Source organism: Amycolatopsis sp. PSD-21 (assembly GCF_055561455.1).
In genome coordinates, this window is sequence record NZ_CM145712.1 from 4,396,240 (window position 1) to 4,417,029 (window position 20,790).

The window sequence follows — 20,790 nt, forward strand, 5'->3', positions numbered from 1 at the left end:
CTTCGGCTACGGTCCTTGCATGGATCTTGTGCGCCGTATCGACCGGGCCGCCGGCGAGTTCTTGCTGTTCGCACTGACACCACCGCGCCTGGCCACCGCTCACGAACGAGTTCAAGAGATCGCCGAGGCCACGATGGCTCGCTTGCGCCCGTTGAACCTCGACGGCCTGATCCTCTACGACATCGATGACGAAGTCGCTCGGAATCCGGCGCGGCGCCCGTTCCCGTTCTCGCCGACCCTCGACCCCGCGAACTATCTCGCGAACAACTTCTCGAGCTGGCAGACCCCGGTCATCGTCTACCGAGCGGCCGGAAAGTACGCGCCGTCGGAGCTGCGGTCATGGCTGGCGGCCCAAGACCCGGCACGCGTGATGACCGTTCTGGTCGGCGCTGCGTCCAGCAAGGCCGACGCCAGGACATCACTCGGAGATGCTCAAGCGCTGTGGCGTGACGCCAACCCCGGTCTGTCGCTCGGCGGCGTCGCGATTCCAGAACGTCACAGCCACCGGGACGACGAGCATCTGAGACTGCTGGCAAAGCAGGATGCCGGTTGCCGGTTCTTCGTGACTCAGGTGGTTTACGACGTCCACGCGGCGAAGAACCTCGTCTCCGACTACCACTACGAATGCGTCGCGCGCGGACGAGCACCCGTTCCGGTCGTCTTCACCTTCTCGGTCTGCGGATCGTTGAAGACACTCGACTTTCTGCGGTGGCTGGGCGTCGACGTACCGCGATGGATCGAGAACGACCTCAGGCACGCGTCCGACACCCTCGAAGCGTCGTATCGGTTCGCCGTCGCGGCGGCAACCGAACTGATGACCTACTGCCGCGGCCTGGGCGTTCCGTTCGGCATCAACGTCGAAAGCGTGTCGATCAGGCGGGAAGAGATCGAGGCGTCCGTGCGACTTGCCGAGCGACTTCGGACGGAGATCAAGGGCTGATCTCGGCGCCGACGGCTCCGGATCACTCGTCAGGCTGACTCCGGTTGTGCCGCGGGCCGCGCGGCACTGGACTGGTCACACATCGCCATTCTCCCGAGGGCGGAAGGACGTGACCATGTTCGGCTGCTCACGCCGTAAGCAGGCCGGGGTGCTGATTTCGGTGGCCGCGGCCATCTTGCTGGCTTGCCCGGTCGCTTCCGCGGCACCGTCCGCGGCCGGTGCGGTCCAGCGATCCGCGGTGAACGGCGGTGATGCGATGTACAGCGTCTCGCCGGGACCCGGTCGTGAACCGTACTATTGTTCAGCGGGGTTCGCGATCCTCGTCGAGGGCGTCCGATACATCCTCACCGCCGGGCACTGCACCACACACGGGCTCGACTGGGAAGGCATCGGCCCCCATGTGGACAGTCACTTCCCGGTGACCGATTACGGCCGTATCCGGGACCTCTCCGGCTCCGGGCCCAGCCAGGTGGATCTTTACGATGGCAGCACCCAGCGGATCCTTCGCGCGGGCATCCCGCAGGTGGGGCAAACCGTGTGCAAGAGCGGCATGACGACGAAGAAGACGTGCGGGAAGGTCCTAGGCCTCAATCAGACCGTGAACTACGGCAAGGACAAGCAGGTCGTCGGGACGATCGCGACCGACATCCCCATCGAGAGCGGTGATAGCGGCGGTCCGTTGTTCTATGGCGGCGTCGGCTACGGAGTGCTGTCCGGCGGGAACAGTCAGGTCAGCTTCTTCCAGCCGCTCCGGTCCGTGCTCGCCGCGTACGGCGCCACTCTCGCCTGAGAGGGAGGAACCCAAGGCGCCGGGCGCGACATCATCCCTTTCGGGGAGTTCGATCGCGACTTGGCTTCCGCGCCGTGAACAGAAACTCACGGGCTCACGTCCGTCGGCGGCTCGCCTCATGGTGAGTCGGCGAAGAGGCACTTGATGTGCCGAGGTCGGCAGTCCCGCGGAACAGGTGCCTACGAGACAAGGCTACGAGCCCTCCGATTTCGGGGCTGCCGGAATGAAATCCGTCTGTGCCCGGCGTAGACCAGCCCCTGTTCATGAAGAAGGCCCGTGAGCGGCGGTTGTGCTGCTCACGGGCCTTTCGTCTTCCGGTCGGGCTGACAGGATTCGAACCTGCGACCCCTTGACCCCCAGTCAAGTGCGCTACCAAACTGCGCCACAGCCCGGACCCGCGCTCCGTGGAGTGCGATGTGAGTACTTTAGCGGGTCCCGGACGGGGGCTTGCAACCAGGGGTCACTGTGTGTCTGAGCTGGGAAAACGGTCCGTGAGGGCCGCCCTGCCGCATTCGGGCGGCCCCCACGGGGTCACTGGGGGTTGCCGGCGTGGGTGAGGGTCTGCCAGGCGACGAACAGGTTGTTGGTGCCCGCCGGGCGCTGGCGCAGGGTGAGGGCCTCGGTGTTGCTCATGGTGTGCCCGAGGCGGGTGTGAAGGTGGTTGTAGCCGACCTCGGTGATCGGGCCGAGGCCGAGTTTCAGGCTGCCGCCGCACAGCCACGACGGGACGGCGGCGCCCATCTGGTACTTCGCGTGGAAGCCGAGGCCTTCGCGGAGCCGGTCGGCGATCTCGGGATAGAGGTCCTGGCCCTGGATGCGGGTGGTCTCGGCGAAGTTCGCGATGGCGGCGAGGCCGTAGCCGGTGTGGGTGAAGTCCCGGCAGGTCTCCTGGGAGAGGCCGTTGACGAACGTCGTCTGGCCTTGCCAGTACTTGACGATCTTGTCGCGGGTGTTCAGGCCGCTGCCGGGCGCGGTCTTCGGGAGCGCGCCGTCGCTGGTCAGGTAGAGGTAGGCGGGGACGCGGGTGCGGAACTTCGCGACGGCCTTGTCGTAGGTCGCCTTGTCGTCGAGGAAGACGGCGATGCCGAGCGCGGCCTCGGTCATGCTGAGTTCCCAGTTGCCGTTGCTGTGACTGCCGTTGATCACCTCGGGCAGGTACACGTTCCGGAGCATGGTGCCGAAGCGGCCGGAATTCGGCCAGCTCGGGTAGGTGTGCTTGATGATCTCCGCCGCGCGCGGCCACGAGGAGGCCGACCACGCCGACTGCAGGGGAGCGTTGCTGTTCGTGTGATCCTTCAGCACCGCGGACCAGGCGTCCATGATCTCGATCGCCTTGGTCGCGTATTTCGCGTCGCGCGTGATGTACCAGGCCAGGGAAAGCGAATACGCGGCGATCGCGTCTTGCCGCTCATCGGTACAGCCGATGTTCGGATTCGAATAGGAACCGCATTCGACGACGGCGCGGGGTTTCGGTGACCGGGACAGCGAGGCGTACGAACTCGACATCATCGCGTCGTACGCCTGTTTCCACGGTTGCGCGCCGGCCTGCACCTTGGTGCGGACGAAGTCCAGTTGCGGGCGGCTGACCAGCACGCCGGGATGGGTGAAGGCGGCGGGCGCGGCCTGCGCGGGGGCACTGAAAAGGCCTAGTGCCAACGGGACGAGCGTGGTCAGGGTGAGCAGTTTCCTCGGTAGGGACATGGGACTCCTCGAGTGGGTGTGAACCAGGTCACCGGCGGCGCGCGATTCAGTGTCATGGTCTGAACCAGTTGCGTCAAGAGTCTTAGTTCACCTCGAAAAGAAAGAAGCCCGCCCGTTCAGCGGGCTGAACGGATCAGTGCGGCCAAAGGCCGATGAAGGCCGGGCTTCCGATCGGATAACTGCCGGCCAGGCGCCAGGTCGCGCGTTCGTAGGCCTGGATCTCGTCGGTGTTCTGCGACGCGACATAACAATGCTCTCCGGCGATTGAGAAGTGCCGTGGCCATGCGCCGGTCGGATGGTCGTCGACGGCCTGCGGGAGCACGCCGTCGAACGTGAATTCCGTGATCCTCTCGGGACCCCGGTTCGACAGGAACAGCCGGTCTTCGTGCAGGACCAGCTGCGCCGGGAGGTTCGGGCCACCGGGTTCGCGGGTCGCGGGAACGGAGTTCTCGACGGCGAACGTGCCCGGCGGCTGTTCGCGCACTGTCACCAGCGAGGCGGCCAGCTCGCCGACGACGTACGCGTGGTTCGTGCCGGGACGCCGGACCAGTTGCCGAGGGCCGGTCCCGGCGGGCAGCGCCGACACCGACACGGGGATCAGCTCGCCCTCCTCGCCGAGGCGGTAGCTACGGATCTCGTCCGTGCCCAGGTCGACCGCGCTGACCAGCGTCCCGCTCTCGTCGACGACGGCCATGTGGACGTGCGCCGACTCCTGTCGTTCGGTGTTCGGGCCGCTGCCTTCGTGCTCGACCAGCGCGGTCCGCACGGTGGGCACTCCGTCGGGGCCGAGCGCGAAGGCGGCCAGGCTGCCGCCGCTGTAGTTGGCGCACAACAGGTACCGGCCGTCGGGAGTGACCGCCAGGTGGCACGGATCCGCGCCGCCGGTCGGCAGCGAGTTCAGCGCCGACAGCGTGCCGTCTTCGGCGACGGCCACCGCGGTGATCGCGCCTTCGGCCGTCTCGTTCACGGCGTAGAGCACGGGGAGCGCGGGATGCGGCGTCAGCCAGCTCGGCGAGTCCAGCGCGAGGGAACCCGCCGGGGTCAGCTCCCCGGTCCGCGCGTCGCGCCAGAACGTGCCGATGCCCTCGCCCTTGCCGCCGCTCACCGCCGTGTAGGAGCCGGCGATGAGCAGAGTCCGGTCGTCGTTCGCAGAAGTCACGGAACACACTGTGCAGCAAGCCGAGGTGGAGGTGAAGCCCTCGCGCGTGGCTCGCCACGCGCGAGGGCGGCCGTCACTTCAACGAGTTGTCCACTGTGGTCATGAGGGCTCCGGTGTCACCGGACATCTCCCAGGCCATGACCCCGAGCAGTCCTCTGGTCTTGAGCCAGGCGACCTTCTGCTGGATGGACCAGGCGTCGTCGAAGGTCCACCATTGCCCTCCGTTGCCGGTGTAGCACGACGTGGCCACGGCCGCGGTGTCGTGCTGGACGGCGCAGTTGGGGACACTGGCCAAGAGATTCGCGTAGCCACGGGTACCTGCTTCCTCGGCGAACTGGCCTGGCGCGGCTCCCGTCGCGCTCTGCCATTCGCCCTTCTTGCCGCCGTCGGCGACCCCTTGCCAGCCTCTCCCGTAGAAGGCGAGCCCGAGGGTGAGCTTCCGTGGATTGGCCCCGGCCTCGGTGTAGGCGTTGATCGCCGATTCGACGCTGAACTTGAAGTTGTACGGATCGTCCGCGTCGGCGTAGAGGTTCCCCTGGTGGCCGGTGCGGTTCGGCTCCCACGAGTTGTCGCTGCCGGAGCCGTGGAAGTCGTAACCCTGCACGTTCGCGACGTCGAGGTAGTCGAAGATCTTCGGGATCTCCCAGCCGCCCTTCACCTTCGCCGGGTCGGCGGGGGTGAAGGCCTGCAGTTCGTACCGTTTGCCGGTGGTCGCCCCGTAGGCGTCCATCTGCGTGCGGAACTCGGCCAGCAGCGCGGTCAGGTTCGTCTTGTCGTTGGCGCTCCAGTGGTTCCCGGGATGCCCGTCGGGGCTGCCCGGCCACTCCCAGTCGATGTCGATACCGTCGAAGATGCCCGCGGCCGTACCCGGCCCGCCGGCGCCGCCGTACGGCTTCACGTTCCCCTTGAGGTACGTGTCGATGCACGACGCGACGAACTTCTGCCGTGACGCGGGCGTGGCCGCGACATCGGAGAAGTACTTCGAGTAGGTCCAGCCGCCCAAGGAGATGAGGATCTTCAGGTTGGGGTACTTGGCCTTGAGCTTCTTCAGCTGGTTGAAGTTGCCGCGCAGCGTCTCCCAGCCGGTGTCGCCGACCCCGTCGACCGACTGTGCCGCCGACATCGGCCGCGAGTAGTCGGCTTCCGCGTCGCCCGCGCCGTCACCCTGGTTCGGATCCTGCGGGTTCGGCGTCGTGCCCTTGGTGACGCCCGAAAGGCAGGTGTGGTTGACCGGGTCGATGTTCCCGAAGGCGTACAGCAGATGGGTCAGCTTGGCGGCGGATCCGTTGGTCACCAGGTTCTTGACGAAGAACTGGCGGCCGTAGATGCCCCACTGGACGAAGTACCCGACCCGGGCGTATCCGTTCACGATGTCGCCGGTGCGAGCGCTGACGGCGGCGCTCGCCGCGGAGACGTTGTCGTACCCGTCCCGGGCTTTGACCGTGAAAGAGTACGAAGTGGACGGTGAGAGCCCGGTCACCGTCGCGGTGGTCCCGGTCACCGTGGTGGCGAGGGTCGTCCCGCGGTAGACGTCGTAGGAGACGACGCCGGTGTTGTCCGTGGACGCGTTCCACGCCAGGGAGATCGAGCCCGAGGTGACCGCGGTCGAGCGGAGATTCGACGGCGCGGTCGGCGCCTGGGTGTCGTCGCTCGGGTTGTTGGTGGTCACCGCGAGTGCCGGGGTGGGCGGGGACTTGGCGTCCTTCCGGTCCTTGGCGACGACGGTGAAGCTGTACGCCGTGTTCGGCGTCAGCCCGGTGATCCGCGCTTCGGTGCCGGTGACCGAGGCCGCCAGCGCGGTGCCCTGGTAGACGTCGTAGCCGACGACGGGCAGGGAACCCGGCGCGGCGGCGTTCCAGGCCAGCGCGGCGGTCGTGGTCGTCTTCGCCACGAGTCGCAGGTTGGCCGGGGTCGACGGCGGGGCGTCGCCGGAACCGTCGCAGTTGGCGTCGTCGATCCGGCAGGTGGTCGGGTTGACCGCGGAGCTGAGCCGGAACGACGGGCTGTAGGGATAGGTCGAACGGCCCGGCGCGAGGGACTTGATGTAGTACGCCGGGGTGAGGGTGACCTGGTTGCCCGTCTGGGAAACCGTGCCGTTGGAGCCGCTGGTGGCGGTCACGCCGGCGGGGACGGTGAAGGTGATGGACCAGTCGGCGACGGTTTCGCTGCTGGGGTTCGTGACGGTGTATTCGCCGGTGGTCCCGGTCAAGGTGAAGGCGGCGCGGAGGCGGCCCGCCGCCAGCGCCGGAGTGCCCGCGGCTACCAGGAGCCCGGCGGCGAGGAGTGTCACGGTGAGTGCGCTGAGTAGTCTTCTTCTGGTGCGTCTCATGGCGGTTCTCTCCAAAAGAGGCGGCGAGACTGACCTGCTCGAAAATGGCGCGCGTGGTCTAGACCACACTTGAATGTAGCGCGGAGCGCATAAAAGGTCTAGACCGATTCGTCGGTCGTGAACCCGATAGGCCCCGGATGCGGACAACGGGTGACACCGGCGAACGACGAAGGGCGGTTCATGAGCTCACCTAGGGCGGATCCGGACGATCTCGACGACGCGGAGTTGATCGCGAGATCGGTGACCGGGCCGGAGTGGTTCTCCGCGATCTTCGACCGGCATGCCGCGCATATCCACCGTTACCTGGTCAGGCGCATCGGCCCCGCCGCCGCGGAGGACGCGCTGGGGGAGGCGTTCCTGGTGGCCTTCCGCAAACGCGCGGGGTACGACACCGAGCGCCGCGACGCCCGGCCCTGGCTCTACGGGATCGCCACCAACCTCGTGGCGCAGCGGCGTCGTGAGGAGGCCAAGGAGCTGAAGCTGCGGGAAGCCCTCGGCCCGCCGTCTCACGAGGAAGGGCATGCCGAGCGCGTCGCGGAGCAGGTGACCGCCGAGGCGATGGGGAAACTGCTGGACTCCGCGCTGGCGGAACTCGCCGACGGCGACCGGGACGCGCTCACGTTGTTCGCCGGAGAAGGCCTGAGCTACGAGGAGGTGGCTTCGGCGCTGGGCATTCCGCTCGGCACCGTCCGCTCGCGGCTCAATCGCGCTCGCCGGAAGGTCCGAGAGGCGCTGGGGCGCCCGGACACCACGACTTCGAAGGAGATCTCCACCCATGGATGAGCTGCAGTCGATCGCCGAGCGGACCGGCTCGGTCCCGCTCGCGGAATCCGGAGCGCTCGCCAAGGCCCGCGCGAGATTGATGGCCGAGATCGCCGAGGCGGGACGGGAAAACGTCGCGCCGCTGAGGAAACGGCGACGCTGGGCGTGGGCCGGGGCGGGGACGCTCGGGCTCGCCGCGGCCATCACCGCCTTCGTCGCGCTGGCACCGGTCGAGCAGGTCGGTCTCCAGCCTCCCGCGGCCGCCGCGGATCCCGTGACGGTGCTCCGGAACGCCGCCGCGGCCGCGCTGAAGTCTCCGGCCACACCGCCGAGGCCCGACCAATTCCTCTATACGAAGACCAAGGATCCCGAGGGTGAGCGGGAATCATGGTTCTCGGCCGACGGCACCCGGGACGGCGTGATCAAGATGGCGGACGGATCGCTCCTGCCGCTCCCGGGCTGCCGGGACGGGAAAGCGCAGGTGTACAAGGGCGGCGAGCCGCTGAAGGGACGCACGGAGCCGTGCGAGCCGACCGTCCGCGATCGCCGCGACCTCCCCACCGGCGCCGACGCGATGTTCGCCTACCTCAACGCCCACCACTCCGGTGAGGACGGCGACTACAACGCGATGGGCAAGGACATCCAGGAGCTGGCGAGTGGGTACTACCTTTCGCCCGCGACTCGCGCCGCCCTGTTCGAAGCCGCGGCGAAGGTGCCCCGGCTCCGGGTCATGGAGCCCGCCCACGACGCCGCGGGAAGGCCCGGAGTCGGGATCACGTGGCCGTTGAAGCCCACCGACGGTCCGGACGCGGAGCCGATCGTGATCGTCTTCACCGCGGACACGTTCCAGTTCCTGGGCACGAATTCGACCGCGGTGACCGCGTCCGGTGTGGTGGACGCGGTCGGTCAGCGGCCCTGACGGCTCAGCGGCCGGTGAACGTCGCCTTGCCGGGACCGTCGGCGAGGAACGACTTCACCGCGCCGCGCAGGTCCTCGGTGTCGAAGAGTCCGGCGGCGATCGTCGTGATGTGTTCGTTCGCCTCGGCGACGCCGCCGTGCTCGTAGTGTTCGAGGACCTTCTTGGTGGCCGCGTGCGCCTTCGTCGGCCCCTGGGCGAGGTCGGCCGCGAAGGCACGCGCGGCCTCGTCGAAACCGTCCACCGGGAGCACCCGGTTGACCACGTTCCAGCGTTCGAGGGTCGCGGCGTCGTAGGTCGCGCCCGTCATCACGAACTCCTTGGCGCGGCCGACACCCGCGCGGGCGGCGAGGCGCTGCGTGCCGCCCATGGTCGGGGTCAGGCCGACGACCCGTTCGACCAGGCCGAACTTGGCCTTCTCGCTCGCGAGGATGAGATCGCAGGCGACCGCGACCTCGAACGCCCACGTCAGGCACAGCCCGTGGGCGGCGAACACGGTGGGGAACGGGAGTGCGGCGATCCGGTCGGGGATCGCCAGCATCTCGTCGAAGAGCACCTTCGCCTCGGCCGCGCTCGACTGGGCGTCGAAGAGGGAGACGTCCACGCCGCCGCTGACGATCTTCCCCTCGGCGCGGATCAGCGCCGCGCGCGGCGGCGTGGTCTCCAGTTCGCCGATCGCCTCGCCCAGTTCGGCCTGCAGTTCCGCCGTGTAGAGGTTCAGCGGCGGCGAGGCGATGGTCAGGACGGCGAGGTCGTCTTCACGGTCGAGGCGGATCGAGGCGGCCAAGGCGGTTCCCTCCGATGGGTCGTTTTCCGTGACCCTAGCCCGACGTCGCCACGAGTTCGTCCCATTGCGCCTGTGCTTCTGGTCGCCATTCCACGTGCTTGCGGTGGAACAGGTCCGCCGCGCGCACGCCGCTCCAACCGTCGGGGAGGAGTTTTAGCGGAAGCCGCGGATCGAGGAAGGGAAAGCTGCGCCATTCGTGGACGAGTTCGGTCTGCGCGCGCAGGACGCCGCGTTCGCCGGAAGGACGCAAACCGGTGAAGCGGTCGATGAAGTCCTCGTAGCGGTCCTTGAGCTCACTCAGGTCCCAGGAGCGCGCGACCATCGTCTCCTGATCGCCGACGTCACCGTAGGCGGCGGTGAACGACATCGCCTGCGCGTCGAGGCCGAGTTCCTGCACGATCTGCTGGGCCTCCCGCTGGCGGCTGAGATCCGGGCTGACCCAGACGCCCGCCACCGGCGAACCGAAGCCTGCCCACGTCAGGCGGGTGCGCAGCCGGTGCCGGAGATCCCGTTTCGCTTCGGGGACCGACACGATCAGCATCAGCCAGCGATCGTCCCAGGTCTTCTCCTCGTTGCCGAAGGCGTAGATCCGTTCCGCGCCTTCGGTCAGGAGGCGCCTGCCTGGTGGAGTGAGCGACCAGCGCACTCTTCGTCCGACGCGTTCGGAGACGACCCAGCCCTCGGCGGAGGAACGGGCCAGTGCCTGCCGAGCGGACTTCTCCTCGATGTCGAGCACGCGCAGCGCCTCGACCAGCGTCGAGGTCCAGATCGCTTGGTCACGGGGCAGGACGTACTCGCCGAGGATCGTCATCAGCAGCGACCTCGCGCTGGCATGACCGACTTCCCGCCGCCTGCTCAACGTCGGCCTACGGGTACCGCCTTTCTGCTGGTGGACGACGGGGACCGGGGTGGCGGAGTCCGCCATTTGCTGTCACCGACCTCAATGCTCGGGGGTTCGTTCGGGTCCAGAAGAACAACCAGGTTACCCACGTTCCGTGATCGCTTGGATACTTGCCACTCTTCCGAGGGACCACGAGGTGTTCAATCGGCCCCCGTAGACTTACCGATCTCATGAGCGCCACACTCGTTGCCAAGAATCTCGCCGCCGGCCACGGCGACCGCGTGCTGTTCTCCGGTCTCGACCTGGTCGTCGCGCCCGGCGAAGTGATCGGTCTCGTCGGGGTCAACGGCGCGGGCAAGTCGACCCTGCTGAAGACCCTCGGCGGCCTCGTCCCGCCGGAAGAGGGCAGTGTCCGGCTGAACCCGCCGACGGCCACCGTCGGTCACCTCCCGCAGGAGCCGGAACGCCGTGAGGGTGAGTCCGTCCGCGCGTTCCTCTCGCGGCGCACCGGCGTCACCGCCGCACAGGCCGCGCTCGACGCCGCAACCGAAGCGCTCACCGCGGGCGAACCCGGCGCGGACGACGCGTACGGTCTCGCGCTCGACCGCTGGCTCGCGCTCGGCGGGGCCGACCTGGACGACCGGGCGGGCGAAGTCGTCGCGGATCTCGGGCTCACCGTGAACCTCGACCAGCCGATGCTGTCGTTGTCGGGCGGGCAGGCGGCCCGCGCGGGCATGGCGTCGCTCCTGCTGAGCCGGTATGACATCTTCCTGCTCGACGAGCCGACCAACGACCTCGACCTCGACGGGCTCGAACGGCTCGAACGGTTCGTGACCGGGCTGCGCGCCGGGACCGTGCTGGTCAGCCACGACCGGGAATTCCTCGCCCGCACCGTGGATCGCGTCGTCGAACTCGACTACGCGCAGCAGCAGGTGCGGACCTACGGCGGCGGCTACGAGTCGTACCTGGAGGAACGTGCCGTCGCGCGGCGGCACGCCCGTGAGGAGTACGAGGAGTTCGCGAACACCAAGGCTTCGCTCGAAGCCCGTGGTGCGATGCAGCGTTCGTGGATGGAGAAGGGCGTCAAGAACGCCCGGCGCAAGGCCACCGACAACGACAAGGTCGGCCGCAAGTTCCGGAGCGAGGCGACGGAGAAGCAGGCGTCGAAGGCCCGGCAGACCGACCGCATGATCGAGCGGCTCGAAGTCGTCGAGGAACCGCGCAAGGAATGGGAGCTGCGGATGGAGATCGCCGCCGCGCCCAGGGCGGGCGCGGTCGTGGCGACGCTGCGCGGCGCGGTGGTGCGACGGGGCGAGTTCACCCTCGGCCCGGTGGATCTGCAGATCGACTGGGCGGACAAGGTCGCGATCACCGGGGCCAACGGCGCCGGGAAGTCGACGCTGCTCGCCGCGCTGCTCGGACGCGTCCCGGTCGACGAAGGCGCCGCGTCACTCGGTTCCGGTGTCGTGGTCGGTGAGGTCGACCAGGCGCGGAAGCTGTTCCTCGGCGACCTGCCCCTGTTCGAGGCCTTCTCGCGCGAAGTCCCGGAACTGGCCGACGCCGATGTGCGGACGCTACTGGCGAAGTACGGGCTCAAGGCCGCGCACGTCCTCCGGTCCGCGGCCACGTTGTCGCCGGGGGAGCGGACGCGGTCCGCGCTGGCGCTGCTGCAGGCGCGCGGGGTGAATCTGCTCGTGCTCGACGAGCCGACGAACCACCTCGACCTGCCCGCGATCGAGCAGCTGGAGTCGGCGCTCGCGGAGTATCCGGGGACGCTGCTGCTGGTGACGCACGACCGCCGGATGCTGGACGCGGTGGCGACGACACGGCGGCTGGAAGTCGCCGATGGCAAGGTGACGGAGCTCTGAGCGGTTAGGCCGTGTCCTGCAAGTCATGTTCGCGGTCTCCGCGCCCAGGCGCTCCCTGACGGCACGGGCGGGCTCGGCCGAGTACGACCCGGTACGAGGCCGACCCGCCCGCACCGTCAGGAACCACCTGGATCACGAAGCCCATCGAACAGACTTACAGGACACGGCCTAGTCCTCTGAATGCGCGGCGGGTGCTGCCGGCCGCGCCGACGTCGGGCTGTCGCGAAAGCCACTTTCGCGACGTCTGATGTCCCGAAAGTGGCTTTCGCGACATGGGCACCGGGGCGCCGAGTGAACTCGCACCGCAGAGCATTCAGCCGACTGAATGCGGGTCAGCCCTTGGTGGCGCCGCCGGTCAGGCCCTTCACGAACTGCTTCTGCAGCGCCAGGTAGAAGATCAGCACCGGAAGTGTCGCCAGGAACATCAGCGCGAACACGCTGCCGAGATCCGCCTGGTACTGCCCGATCGAGCGGTAGATCCCGGTGGTGACCGTCGTGCCCTGGCTGGGCCCGAGGATGATCAGCGGATCGATGAAGTCGTTCCAGATCCACACCCCCAGGAAGATCAGCACACTCGCCGTGGCCGGGCGCAGCAACGGGAACACGATCCGCCAGAACACCTGCGTCCGGCTCGCGCCGTCGAGCAACGCGGCCTCCTCGAGTTCCACCGGGACCCCGCGGATGAACCCGGTGAACACGAAGACACCGAACGGCACGTAGTAGCCGACGTTGAACAGCACCAGACCCTGGACCGTCGCCATCAACCCGGTCAGCCGCAGCACCTCGGTGACCGGGATCAGGATCACCTGGGGCGGGATCATCAAGCCCGCCAACAGGATCAGCGCGAGCACCTTGGTCCATCGCCGGCCGGAACGCGCGAGGTAATGCCCGAGCATGGCCGAGAGCACGGTGAGCACGATGATCGACAGCAGCGTGACGAGCACGCTGTTCGCCAGGCTCACCCAGAACAGACCGTCGGGCCGCGTGAGTACGGCGTGGATGTTGGACAGCGTCGGTGGCAGCGGGACCGACGCCGGCTCCTGGGCGATCCGATCGCCGGGTTTGAAGACGTTGACGAGCACGTAGTACAGCGGCACGGCGAAGAGCGCGCTCGCCAGGATCGCCGCGGCAGGCCGAAGCCACTTCGCGGTCACAGGTCCACCTCCCGCCGCCGCAGGAACCGCAGCACGATCGTGGTCAGCACCGCCACGATCACCAGCATCACCACGGCCATCGCGGACGCGTAGCCGACGTGGTTCGCGTCGAGTCCGGTGGCGAGGACACCGAACGCGATGGTGGCCGTCGTCCCCGAACCCGGCCCGCCGTTGGTGACCACCTTGACGTGGTCGTAGGTCTTGAACGCCGAGATCAGCAGCACGACGGTGTTGATCGTCAACGACGGCGCGAGCAGCGGCCACGTCACCGCGCGGAACCGGCGCACCGGTCCGGCGCCGTCGATCTCCGCGGCCTCCAGCAATTCGGCCGGGACACCCTGCAGGCCCGCGAGATACACGACCACACAGAACCCCAGCATCTGCCAGCACACGATCGACGCGACCGAGTACAGCGCGAGATCCGGATCCGAAAGCCAGCCCGGCGGATGCTCGACGCCGAGGGCGCGGAGCGCGTCGTTGACCGGGCCCCGGTCGTCGAGCAGTTTCGTCCAGATGATGCTGACCACGACCGAGCTGAGGATCACGGGCGTGAAGAACACGCTCCGCAGAGCGTTGTACAGCCAGCCTTTCCGGTCGAGCAGCAACGCGACGCCGAGCCCGAGCACGTTCGGCACGATCACGACGATCACGGTCAGGATCGTGGTGACCCGGAGCGCGGTCAGGAACTGTTCGTCCTGGAACAGCAGCCGGTAGTTCTCGAGCCCGACGAATTCCGCGGGCGGGTTGAACGGATTGTGGTTCGTCAGGCTGTAGCCGAAGCTGATGAGGATCGGCGCCATGACGAAGCAGAGGTAGATGACGACGCCGGGCGCGCCGAACGAGGCGAAATGCCAGACGCGCGGCAGGATCGGTTTCCTCCCCATCGTGGTGTCAGCGCGCCTTCGCCCATTCGGTGTCCAGGAACGCGCACGCGTCGGCCACCGTCTTGCGGCCGGTGATGACGTCCTGCGCGGCCTGGTAGACCTTGTCCTTCATCCCCGGCAGGAGCCCGTCGTCCGCGGTCTCCCAGCTGAAGGCGTTCACGACCGCGTTCTTCGCGACGGCTTCCTGGTAAAGGTCGTAGCCCGCCTTGAAAACCGGGCCGACATCGGTGGGCGGCGTGTAACCCTTGATCGCGGGAAACAGGCCGTCGGCCCGGACCGAGGCGTCGATCTGCTCCTTGTCGAGCTGGAACGCGAGCGCGAACTTCCTTGCCGCGTCGAGGTTCCGCGACTTGGCGTTGACGACGATGCCGCCACCGGTGTACGCGGGAACCACGAGTTTCCCGTCCTCGGAAGGGAAGTTGAAGACGCCGATCTCGAACGGCGGCTTCTTGGCGTCGGCGCTGGCGGCGAACCAGTTACCCATCGGGTACATCGCGCCCTCGCCGTTGAGGAAGGCCGCCTCGGTCGCCGAGTAGTCCCGTGAGACCTGGGTCTTGTCGAGGTAGCCCTTGGCCACCAGGTCGGCGAACTTGCCGAACGCCTGCTGGAACGCCGGATCGGTGAACTTGACCTTGTCGGCCCGCCGCTGGGAAAGCCAGTCCGGTGTCCTGCCGTAGACGTCGACGCTGACCAGGCCGTCCAGCAGCATCGCGGACGGGAACCCTTCCTTGCCGCCGCCGATGGTGAACGGAGTGATGCCCTTCGTCTTCAGTTTCTCCGACGCGGCGAGGAGTTCGTTCCACGTCTTCGGTGCCGACGTGATCCCGGCGTCGGCGAAGAGCTTTTTGTTGTAGTAGATCGGCGGGATGGTCTGGGTGTTGGCGGGCAGCTGGTGGTGGCCGCCCTTGATCGGGTTGGCCGCGGGGAACTGGAAGTCCTTGAGCTCCTCGGGCGTCCACGCGTAGAGGTTGCCCGATTCGGCGAACCCGGCGGAGTCGACGGCGATCGCGACGTCGGGGAACTGGCCGGACTGCAGCAGCTGCTTGGCGTAGCCGGTGCGGTCGGTCGACGGGGCTACGAGTTTCTTCACGCTCAGGCCGGGATCGCGGTCCGTGACGCGTTTGATGGCGGAGTCCCAATAGGACGGTGGGAGGTTCGGCGTCTCGAACGTCAGGAAGGTGATCTCGTTTCCCGAGGCGTTCGTCCCGCCGCCGACGGTGCATCCGGTGAGGCTCGCGGCGAGGAGTAGCGCGACTCCCAACGCGAAGGACCTTCTCATGCCCCAGTCACCCTTCTCGCGGTCTCCTGGACGACGGCATTCGATCGGATGTCTAGGGGGATGTCAAGCGGCCTATCGGACTCTGGCCGGGCGAAAACAGGCTATACATCTGATCTATCGGGGTGCTCAGAGCTTCGTCAACCGGATCAAGACGCTGGCGAAATCGCCCTCCGGAAGACCAGGGAACAGGCCGTGTGCCAGGAGCGAGGCCCCGTGCCACACCTTTCCGGTGTCCTCGTCGCGGTAGCGGGCCGAGGGGTCGAGACCGTCGAGCCGGAGCGGTCGTTCGTGAGTGTGGAAATGTGCCGCTTGCCGGAACACGAACACCACCGCGCGTCCGCCGTCGGCCGCCACGTACTGCAGCGCGGAGACGCCGTCGGTGCCAGGCGGCACGAGACGGTGGAGCCTGCCGTGCTGCACGATCGGCCGGATCTCCTTGTACAGCGCGATCTGTTCGCGCGCGTGGTCCAGATCCTCCTCGGACCACCTCACGATGTCGCCGCCGATGCCGAGCACCCCCGCCATCGCGACGTGGAACCGGAAGCGCAGCGGTGTGGACCGCCGGGTGACGAAGTTGGGATCGTCGGTGACCCACGCCGACATCGCGCGCGCCGGGTACACCTGGCCGTAGCCGTGCTGGATGACGAGCCGGTCGAGCGCGTCGGTGTTGTCGGAAGTCCAGACCTGATCCGTCCTGGCCATGATCCCGAGGTCGATCCGGCCGCCACCGCCGCTGCACGCCTCGATCCGCAGCCCGGGATGGCGGGCACGCAGGCGGTCCATGATCGCGTAGACCGAGTGGGTGTGCTCCACCCACAGCCGGTCCGGATCGCTGTCGGCGGGCCAGCCCGCTTCGCTGAACGGGCGGTTCATGTCCCATTTCAGGAAGTCGATCCCGTTCGTGCCGACGAGGGAGTCGAGTGTGCCGAAGGCCCACTCGGCGACGTCCGGTCGCGCGAAGTTGAGCACCAGCTGCCGCCGGAGTTCCGACCGTGTCCGATGTGGATGGTGGAGGACCCAGTCGGGGTGGGCGCGGTGGAGCTCGCTGTCCGGATTGACCATCTCCGGTTCGACCCAGAGCCCGAACTTCATGCCGAGCTCGTGAACTTCCCGGACGAGGGGTTCGAGACCGCCGGGGAACTTGTCCCGGTTGACCTGCCAGTCGCCCAGGCCGGCGTGGTCGCCGTTCCGGGCGCCGAACCAGCCGTCGTCCACCACGAACAACTCCACGCCGAGCGCCGCGGCCTTGTGCGCCAGCGCGAGTTGCCCGGCCTCGGTGACGTCGAAACCCGTTGCCTCCCAGGAGTTGTAGAGCACCGGCCGGAGTTCGCCGGGATGCGGGAGGACGTGGCCGCCCGTGTAGGCGTGCCAGGCGCGGCTCGCGGCGCCGAATCCGCCGTCGGTGTACAACCCGGCGAAAACCGGTGTGGTGAGCGTGTCGCCGGGCGCGAGCCGGGGGACGACGCCGTCTTGGCCGAACCCGCCGGTCACCGTGAGGCGGCCGGCGGACGAGCGGGTGGTGGTGATGCGCCATGAACCGCTCCACGCGAGTACGGCGCTGTAGACCTCGCCGTGCCGCTCGGTCGTCTCGCCGTCGTCGAGCATCACCCACGGATTGGCGTGATGACTCGTGATGCCGCGCCTGCTCACGAACGTCGTTTCGCCGTGGGGGACAGGCTCGCGGAGCAGCTGGCTCTCGGCTGCCCACCGGCCGGTGACGTGGCTGATCCGGTGGTCCGGCCGGTCCGGCACGACCCAGGTCGCCGAGTCGGCCCGGATGATCTCGATCGGGCCGTCCGGGCCGTCGTGACCGAGTTCGGTCCAGCGCTCGATGACGTCGGTGCCTTCCGGGACGCGGTAGCCGAGCGTGATCCGGAGGGGGTAGTGGCGATCGCGGAAGCGGACGCGCAGCTGTCCGCCGTCGATGTCGTGGCCGAGGTAGCGCCATTCGAGGGCCCGGGTCCCGTCGGCGAACCGGACCTGGAGGGCAGGGGTCCAATACCGGGTGCCGCCGTCGGCCGCGAGTTCGTCGAGTCCCTCGTTGGGATCGTTGAAGGCGTCCCAGCGTTCCTTCGTCCGGGGGAGGATGTCGGCGACCTGGCCGGCGGTGAGCGCGGGGCCCCAGTAGACGTGGGAGGGCGTGTCGTCCTCGGTCAGCCTGAGCGCGTAACTCGTGGATGCCGTGCTGATGAGCCAGGAACGGGTGTTCTCGTCGAAAACGATCTCGGCCACGGGGCCATCCTGGCGCCGGACGGTGGCGGCGGCCAGCGGGCTCCCGCTCGGCGGTACATCAGGTCCCGCGAGTGGCGGTTTCGGATCACGAGAGCTCGCCTAGGTACATGAAGGTCCCCTTCCTGTACCTAGGCGCAAGGAAGGGGGCCTTCATGTACTGGGCAAGGTGTGAAGGGAGAGTCCTTCACGCGGACTCTGGCGGGCAAGCGCGGTGTCGAGACCGAAGCGACCTCAGCCGCCGACCTTCGCGATCGCCACGAAACGCTCAGGCCGCACCCGCACGATCACCTTCCCCGGAGAAGTCGCGTAGGCGAGCCAGCCGTCGATGGCCTCCTGCCCCGCTTCGCCGAGGTACCGCCGCGCGATCGACTCCGAACCCGCACGGACGTCGTCCGGGTCCGAGACGATCTCCGCGACACCTTCCACACTCACGAACGAGTAGGGCGGAGCCGGGTCGTCGGCGACCACCGAGACGCGCGGATTCTCCTTGAGCGCCTTGCCTTTGACGGAGTCCGCGCCGAGGTTGACCAGGATGTCGTCCCCGTCGAGGGCGAACCAGACCGGGACCGCGTGCGGCCTGCCGTCCGGGCGGACCGTCGCGAAGACGGCGGTGCGGGTGCCTTCGGCGAGGAAGGCGCGGCGTTGCTCGTCGGTCATCTTCTCCGGCATGACGTTCCCTCCAGGTCGAACCGTGGGTACACCCTAGGGCCGCGAGGTGAGATAACCACCCATCGAGCGGAAATAGTCGTTGGCGGCGAGTTCGGTGCCGTCCTCGGTCCGGACCCGCTCGACGACCAGGCCGTGCGACCTGCCCCGGCGCGCCTCCGGACCGGCGACGATCACGACACCTTCACCCTCACGGATGAAGATCCGGCCGGGAGTGCCGCCGTAGTGACCCACCGAAACCGAAGAACGGATCACGCGCAGCTGCTTCCCTCGGTGGTAGGTGAAGGCGTTGGGGTACGGGTCGGACTGCGCACGCACCAGCCGCTCGATCTCCTCGGCGGGCCAGGACCAGTCGATGAGGCTGTCCTCAAGGGCACGCTTGTGGAAGAAGCTGGCCTTCGACCGGTCCTGCTTGACCGGCGTGTAGTCCCCGCTCGCGATCAGCTCGATGGCCTCGGTCGTGATCGGCGCGATGAGGTCGACCGTCCGATGGAACAGATCGGTCGTCGTGTCCTTCGGACCGACCGGCACGGAGCGCTGGAGCACGATGTCGCCCGCGTCGAGGTCGGCGTCCATCATGTGGGCGGTGAGGCCCACCTCCTTCTCGCCGTTGATGAGCGCCCAGATCAGCGGCGAGAAGCCGGCGTAGGCGGGCAGCAGCGAGTCGTGGACGTTCAGCGTGCCGTACCGCGGCATCTCGAAGATCTCGGGCGGCAGCCAGGTGCGCCAGTTGTTGGCGACGATCAGGTCGAGGTCGGCTTCCTTGAGCTCCGCCAGCAGTTCCGCGTCGTCGGGACGCTGCCGCAGCAGCGCGCGGATCCCATTGGCCTCGGCGAGGTCCGCGACGGAGTCGGACCAGATCTTCTCGTAGGCGTGGTCACTCTTCGGGTGGGTGACGACGAGGGCGACATCGTGGCCCGCGTCGATCAACGCCCGCAGGGTGCGGTGTCCCCAGGTCTGGTATCCGAACATGGCGACCCGCATGGGACCGGCCTCCTCCTGGTCGAGGGATGAACATCACCACTGAAAGTACTAGTTGAGCCTCACCTAACTTAGGTTAGGGTTCCCTGGTCTTTGTAACGAAGTACCGAGATGCGGCTGAGCCGCGCTAGGGGTTCAAGATGGCACGAGCAGTGGTCGGTGAACGGGTTCCGGTCTACGACGTGGTCGGGGTCGGGTTCGGTCCCTCGAACCTCGCGCTCGCCATCGCGGTCACCGAGCACAACGCCGCGCCGGGGGCCGGGACCGTCACCGCCCACTTCCTCGAGCGCCAGGCGCGTTTCGGCTGGCACCGCGGGATGTTGATCGACAACGCGACCATGCAGGTCTCCTTCCTCAAGGACCTGGCGACGATGCGGAACCCGACGAGTTCGTTCAGCTTCCTGTCGTATTTGCACAGTAAGGACCGCTTGGTCGACTTCATCAACCACAAGAACCTGTTCCCGTTGCGGATCGAGTTCCACGACTACTTCGAATGGGCCGCGGAAAAGGTCGACGACCTGGTTTCCTATGGCACCGAAGTGCTCTCCGTCACGCCGGTGTTCGACGGCGACGAGATCGTGTTCTTCGACGTGCACGCCCGCACCGACGGCGAACTGGTGAACCTGCGCGCCCGCAATCTGGTGATGGGCACCGGACTGCGGCCGAACCTCCCCGAAGGTGTGACGCCGGGCACACGGATCTGGCACAACAGCGAACTCCTTCACCGGCTCGAAGGCATGGCCGTCGAGGAGCCGCGCCGGTTCGTCGTCGTCGGCGCCGGCCAGAGCGCGGCCGAGGTGAGCGCGCTGCTGCACGACCGCTTCCCGCGGGCCGAGGTGTGCGCGGTGTTCGCGCGGTACGGCTACAGCCCGGCCGACGACAGCGCGTTCGCGAACCGGATCTTCGACCCCGAGGCGGTCGGGCGTTTCTACGAAGCGCCGGAAGCGGTCAAGGACCGCCTGATGCGCTACCACGGCGCGACCAACTATTCGGCCGTGGACATCGAGCTCATCGACGAGCTGTACCGGCGCGTCTACCGCGAGAAGGTGCAGGGGATCGAGCGGCTGAAGCTCATCAACGTCTCCCGCCCCACCGAGGTCACCGACACCGGCTCCGAAGTGCGGGTCACCGTCGAAGCGCTGGAGACGGGGGAGCGGACCCGGCTCGACGCCGATTTCGTCGTGTACGCCACCGGGTACAGCCCGGCCGACCCGACACCGTTGCTCGGTGAGCTGGCGTCGGCCTGCCTGCGTGACGACGAGGGCAGGCTCCGGGTCGAACGCGACTACCGGATCGTCACCGAGCCGCCGCTGGACGGCGGGATCTACCTCCAGGGCGGCACCGAACACACGCACGGCATCACGTCGTCGCTGCTGTCCAACACCGCCGTCCGGGTCGGCGAGATCCTTCAGTCCATTGTGGACCGCCGCGCCGCGGGCGCGTCCCGGCCCGAGTACGCGGTGAGCGGGACCGGGCCCGCCTGAGGCACGGACGATCCCGA

At 67.9% G+C, this 20,790-nt stretch carries 17 protein-coding genes and 1 tRNA gene; 6 read left to right on the forward strand and 12 right to left on the reverse strand.

Going from position 1 to position 20,790, the window contains the following annotated elements; all coding sequences use genetic code 11:
• Positions 1 to 19 precede the first annotated feature (19 nt).
• Complete coding sequence (locus ACZ1DY_RS20745) at positions 20 to 940, forward strand: methylenetetrahydrofolate reductase (RefSeq protein ID WP_465485430.1); 921 nt, start codon at positions 20 to 22, stop codon at positions 938 to 940.
• 115 nt (positions 941 to 1,055) lie between these two features.
• Positions 1,056 to 1,730 carry a S1 family peptidase gene (locus ACZ1DY_RS20750; RefSeq protein WP_257487120.1) on the forward strand — a complete coding sequence of 225 codons (675 nt, stop codon included), beginning with the start codon at positions 1,056 to 1,058 and terminating at the stop codon, positions 1,728 to 1,730.
• Between the two features lie 318 nt (positions 1,731 to 2,048).
• On the opposite strand, the gene ACZ1DY_RS20755 is transcribed toward ACZ1DY_RS20750, so the two are convergent.
• From ACZ1DY_RS20755 to ACZ1DY_RS20770, 4 genes are all read right to left on the reverse strand, one after another.
• A tRNA-Pro gene (locus ACZ1DY_RS20755) sits at positions 2,049 to 2,122 on the reverse strand.
• Positions 2,123 to 2,261: 139 nt separating this feature from the next.
• Positions 2,262 to 3,431: an alginate lyase family protein gene (locus ACZ1DY_RS20760; RefSeq protein ID WP_465485431.1), complete on the reverse strand. Its 1,170-nt coding sequence runs from the start codon at positions 3,429 to 3,431 to the stop codon at positions 2,262 to 2,264.
• Positions 3,432 to 3,564: 133 nt separating this feature from the next.
• On the reverse strand, positions 3,565 to 4,590 hold the full coding sequence (locus ACZ1DY_RS20765; protein WP_465485432.1) for a lactonase family protein: 1,026 nt from the start codon (positions 4,588 to 4,590) through the stop codon (positions 3,565 to 3,567).
• Between the two features lie 73 nt (positions 4,591 to 4,663).
• On the reverse strand, positions 4,664 to 6,880 hold the full coding sequence (locus ACZ1DY_RS20770) for a glycosyl hydrolase family 18 protein (protein WP_465485433.1): 2,217 nt from the start codon (positions 6,878 to 6,880) through the stop codon (positions 4,664 to 4,666).
• 219 nt (positions 6,881 to 7,099) lie between these two features.
• Here ACZ1DY_RS20770 and ACZ1DY_RS20775 point away from each other — a divergent pair, with 219 nt between their 5' ends.
• A complete protein-coding gene (locus ACZ1DY_RS20775) occupies positions 7,100 to 7,702 on the forward strand; it encodes an RNA polymerase sigma factor (RefSeq protein ID WP_465485434.1) in 603 nt (200 codons plus the stop codon).
• A complete protein-coding gene (locus ACZ1DY_RS20780) occupies positions 7,695 to 8,600 on the forward strand; it encodes a CU044_5270 family protein (protein WP_465485435.1) in 906 nt (301 codons plus the stop codon). The genes ACZ1DY_RS20775 and ACZ1DY_RS20780 overlap by 8 nt, the downstream gene beginning before the upstream one ends.
• 4 nt (positions 8,601 to 8,604) lie before the next feature.
• Here the strand turns inward: ACZ1DY_RS20780 and ACZ1DY_RS20785 are convergent, their stop codons facing one another.
• Positions 8,605 to 9,384, reverse strand: a complete 780-nt coding sequence (locus ACZ1DY_RS20785; RefSeq protein ID WP_465485436.1) for an enoyl-CoA hydratase/isomerase family protein — start codon at positions 9,382 to 9,384, stop codon at positions 8,605 to 8,607.
• 34 nt (positions 9,385 to 9,418) lie between these two features.
• Positions 9,419 to 10,309 (reverse strand): PaaX family transcriptional regulator, encoded by an 891-nt coding sequence (locus ACZ1DY_RS20790; RefSeq protein ID WP_126732119.1) that lies wholly within the window; start codon positions 10,307 to 10,309, stop codon positions 9,419 to 9,421.
• A gap of 146 nt (positions 10,310 to 10,455) precedes the next feature.
• Here ACZ1DY_RS20790 and ACZ1DY_RS20795 point away from each other — a divergent pair, with 146 nt between their 5' ends.
• The gene (locus ACZ1DY_RS20795) at positions 10,456 to 12,093 is read left to right on the forward strand and encodes an ABC-F family ATP-binding cassette domain-containing protein (protein WP_465485437.1); all 1,638 of its coding nucleotides are present in this window, start codon (positions 10,456 to 10,458) and stop codon (positions 12,091 to 12,093) included.
• Positions 12,094 to 12,425: 332 nt separating this feature from the next.
• On the opposite strand, the gene ACZ1DY_RS20800 is transcribed toward ACZ1DY_RS20795, so the two are convergent.
• The 6 genes from ACZ1DY_RS20800 to ACZ1DY_RS20825 all read right to left on the reverse strand — a co-directional run bounded on the left by ACZ1DY_RS20800 (position 12,426) and on the right by ACZ1DY_RS20825 (position 19,292).
• Positions 12,426 to 13,247: a carbohydrate ABC transporter permease gene (locus tag ACZ1DY_RS20800; protein WP_465485438.1), complete on the reverse strand. Its 822-nt coding sequence runs from the start codon at positions 13,245 to 13,247 to the stop codon at positions 12,426 to 12,428.
• Positions 13,244 to 14,131, reverse strand: a complete 888-nt coding sequence (locus ACZ1DY_RS20805; protein WP_257487113.1) for a carbohydrate ABC transporter permease — start codon at positions 14,129 to 14,131, stop codon at positions 13,244 to 13,246. The genes ACZ1DY_RS20800 and ACZ1DY_RS20805 overlap by 4 nt, the downstream gene beginning before the upstream one ends.
• Positions 14,132 to 14,138: 7 nt before the next feature.
• Positions 14,139 to 15,410: an extracellular solute-binding protein gene (locus ACZ1DY_RS20810; RefSeq protein ID WP_465485439.1), complete on the reverse strand. Its 1,272-nt coding sequence runs from the start codon at positions 15,408 to 15,410 to the stop codon at positions 14,139 to 14,141.
• 126 nt (positions 15,411 to 15,536) lie between these two features.
• Complete coding sequence (locus ACZ1DY_RS20815) at positions 15,537 to 17,642, reverse strand: alpha-galactosidase (RefSeq protein ID WP_465485440.1); 2,106 nt, start codon at positions 17,640 to 17,642, stop codon at positions 15,537 to 15,539.
• 231 nt (positions 17,643 to 17,873) lie between these two features.
• Complete coding sequence (locus tag ACZ1DY_RS20820; protein ID WP_465485441.1) at positions 17,874 to 18,311, reverse strand: PPOX class F420-dependent oxidoreductase; 438 nt, start codon at positions 18,309 to 18,311, stop codon at positions 17,874 to 17,876.
• 33 nt (positions 18,312 to 18,344) lie between these two features.
• The gene (locus ACZ1DY_RS20825; protein WP_457954833.1) at positions 18,345 to 19,292 is read right to left on the reverse strand and encodes a methionyl-tRNA formyltransferase; all 948 of its coding nucleotides are present in this window, start codon (positions 19,290 to 19,292) and stop codon (positions 18,345 to 18,347) included.
• Between the two features lie 137 nt (positions 19,293 to 19,429).
• On the opposite strand from ACZ1DY_RS20825, the gene ACZ1DY_RS20830 reads away from it, so the two are divergent.
• Entirely contained in the window at positions 19,430 to 20,773 is a 1,344-nt protein-coding gene (locus ACZ1DY_RS20830) for a lysine N(6)-hydroxylase/L-ornithine N(5)-oxygenase family protein (RefSeq protein WP_465485442.1), read from the forward strand.
• The last annotated feature ends 17 nt before the right edge of the window (positions 20,774 to 20,790 follow it).

Coding starts and splice junctions, on each gene's coding strand:
- ACZ1DY_RS20745 (WP_465485430.1), top strand. CDS start 20: ATGGATCTTGTGCGCCGTATCGACCGGGCCGCCGGCGAGTTCTTGCTG.
- ACZ1DY_RS20750 (WP_257487120.1), top strand. CDS start 1,056: ATGTTCGGCTGCTCACGCCGTAAGCAGGCCGGGGTGCTGATTTCGGTG.
- ACZ1DY_RS20760 (WP_465485431.1), bottom strand. CDS start 3,431: ATGTCCCTACCGAGGAAACTGCTCACCCTGACCACGCTCGTCCCGTTG.
- ACZ1DY_RS20775 (WP_465485434.1), top strand. CDS start 7,100: ATGAGCTCACCTAGGGCGGATCCGGACGATCTCGACGACGCGGAGTTG.
- ACZ1DY_RS20780 (WP_465485435.1), top strand. CDS start 7,695: ATGGATGAGCTGCAGTCGATCGCCGAGCGGACCGGCTCGGTCCCGCTC.
- ACZ1DY_RS20790 (WP_126732119.1), bottom strand. CDS start 10,309: ATGGCGGACTCCGCCACCCCGGTCCCCGTCGTCCACCAGCAGAAAGGC.
- ACZ1DY_RS20795 (WP_465485437.1), top strand. CDS start 10,456: ATGAGCGCCACACTCGTTGCCAAGAATCTCGCCGCCGGCCACGGCGAC.
- ACZ1DY_RS20805 (WP_257487113.1), bottom strand. CDS start 14,131: ATGGGGAGGAAACCGATCCTGCCGCGCGTCTGGCATTTCGCCTCGTTC.
- ACZ1DY_RS20810 (WP_465485439.1), bottom strand. CDS start 15,410: ATGAGAAGGTCCTTCGCGTTGGGAGTCGCGCTACTCCTCGCCGCGAGC.
- ACZ1DY_RS20820 (WP_465485441.1), bottom strand. CDS start 18,311: ATGCCGGAGAAGATGACCGACGAGCAACGCCGCGCCTTCCTCGCCGAA.
- ACZ1DY_RS20825 (WP_457954833.1), bottom strand. CDS start 19,292: ATGCGGGTCGCCATGTTCGGATACCAGACCTGGGGACACCGCACCCTG.
- ACZ1DY_RS20830 (WP_465485442.1), top strand. CDS start 19,430: ATGGCACGAGCAGTGGTCGGTGAACGGGTTCCGGTCTACGACGTGGTC.